Source organism: Methylobacterium sp. Leaf100 (assembly GCF_001422845.1).
Lineage (GTDB): Bacteria > Pseudomonadota > Alphaproteobacteria > Rhizobiales > Beijerinckiaceae > Methylobacterium.
In genome coordinates this window covers 1-1,942 of sequence record NZ_LMMW01000059.1, presented here as the reverse complement: position 1 = coordinate 1,942, position 1,942 = coordinate 1, and the positions used below count along the sequence as shown (strand labels likewise).

At 47.9% G+C, this 1,942-nt stretch carries 4 protein-coding genes; all 4 read left to right on the top strand.

The features are described from left to right. The coding region (locus tag ASF25_RS23295) for an RHS repeat-associated core domain-containing protein (RefSeq protein ID WP_200927321.1) at positions 1 to 533 on the top strand (533 nt) is incomplete at its 5' end. 2 nt (positions 534 to 535) lie between these two features. After that, complete coding sequence (locus ASF25_RS22300; RefSeq protein WP_082502937.1) at positions 536 to 991, top strand: Imm26 family immunity protein; 456 nt, start codon at positions 536 to 538, stop codon at positions 989 to 991. Between the two features lie 64 nt (positions 992 to 1,055). After that, the gene (locus ASF25_RS22295) at positions 1,056 to 1,484 is read left to right on the top strand and encodes a DUF4259 domain-containing protein (RefSeq protein ID WP_082502935.1); all 429 of its coding nucleotides are present in this window, start codon (positions 1,056 to 1,058) and stop codon (positions 1,482 to 1,484) included. Between the two features lie 126 nt (positions 1,485 to 1,610). Further along, a partial coding sequence (locus ASF25_RS18585) for a hypothetical protein (RefSeq protein WP_156369068.1) occupies positions 1,611 to 1,942 on the top strand: 332 nt, incomplete at its 3' end.

The window sequence follows — 1,942 nt, the reverse complement described above, 5'->3', positions numbered from 1 at the left end:
TCGCGGCTGCACAGGTCTGTCCAATCCGCTTCCAGGGGCAATGGGAGGATTTTGAGACGGGACTCAGCTATAATCGCTTCAGGCATTATGATGGGCTGATTTCGCAATATCTTTCTAGTGATCCTATAGGAATCGATGGAGGCACGCGTCAATACAGTTACGTGGTCGAGCCTCACGCATGGATTGATCCACTCGGGTTAGCCCCGAAAACGTGGCAAACGTATACCAAACCGAGTCCGGACGGAGGAGCACCTTACGTCGGGCGAACCAGTGGATGCTGTGAACCGGAAAAAAATGTCGCTCGAAGAGATCGGAATCACCACATGAATGATAAGGATTTTGGGCCAGCAGAGTTGGACAAATCTTCTGTAGATAGAAATGCTGTTAGGGGGCGCGAACAGCAACTGATTGACCATTATGGCAGGGCACAAAGTCAAGGCGGAAGTTCGAGCAATTCTATCAATAGCATACGTCCCGGCAATCCAAATCGCCAAAAATACCTGGACGCAGCAAAAAAAGCCTTTGAGAGGTAGACATGACTAAAAGACTGAAGTATCAGTCCGGCGATTTTTTCAAAATAAAATTTATCAACTCATTTAGTTACGGCCGCGTACTATCAAGCCCCCTAATGGCTTTTTATGATAAAACTTACACAGAAGATCAGCCGCTGGATGTTATATGCAAAGCTAACATAGCATTCAAGATTTGGATAAATGACGAAGCTATTGTTTCGGGGCGCTGGCCTATAATTGGCCACATACATTTAGATGTTAGTTTGCTGTCAATACCAAAATTCTTTAAACAAGATCCAATCAGCAGAAAATTATATACCTACGAAAACGGTATTGAATCGCCAGCATCAATTGACGAATGCATGGGCCTTGAGAAAGCAGCCGTCTGGGCGCCAAAACATGTCGAAGAAAGGCTAGAAAGCTTTTTTTTGGGGAAAAAGAGTAAATATATGCTAATGGTAAACTTTATAAAGCCTTAGCCTAAATTTTTAAATCATTTCTAATCATAAAAATCCACGACTCAATCGTCAATGGCTGGAAGCAATGGAGGGGATTGTTGTGGGTACTTGGAATGTAGGTCCGTTCGATAATGATGATGCTCAGGATCTCTTAGATGTAATCCGCAAAGACTCTACCATTCTTTCATTTGAAGCGGCGCTTGATAAGGTCATCTTGACCGGTGAAGATTATTTAGAGGCCCCAGAAGCTCAGCAAGGGATCGCAGCGGCAGGACTAATTGCTCAAACTAAGGGTGAATTTGAGACAAAATTTGATGCCAATATAGACTCCAGTTTTATGGAATACTTAAGAAGTTTAAGATTCGAAGCATATATGTATGAAAAGTCACATTTATGCATCAGAAGAATACTCAGGGATCCTTCAGAACTGATGGATCTATGGAAAGATTCGCCGCAGTATGTTAACTGGAAATTAACCCTCGAAAGTATCTTGGAGAGATTAGATGCACGATAAACTAGTTATATTTATACAAACATAGACAACGAATTTTATATTTTAAATCGACGTGTAGCGATAATTTCAGTCGCTTGATTTATCGGCCGGAGCAACCGGCTGGAGCGGCGCATCGGCGGGCGGCTGGTGGCGAGCCTGTACGATCCGCTGGGGGCCGTGCGAGAGATCGCCATCGGCGGGCATGCGCCGCTGCGCTTCTCCAGTGATGCGCTGGGCCGCGAGATCGGGCGCGAGAGTGCGACGGGCTTCCGGCTGGAGCAAGGCTGGGACACGGTCGGGCAGCTCGTGCGCCAGACGGGCGGGCGCGGTCAGGCTGGCCTGGCGAGCCAAGCTCCGTTGCTGGAACTTGATCGTGCCTATGCCTGGGCGCGTGACTTCTCTCCTCGCGCGATCGCGGATACGCGCTGGGGCGAGACGACCTACGAGACCGACGCGGCCGGGCAGGTGGTGCGCACGCG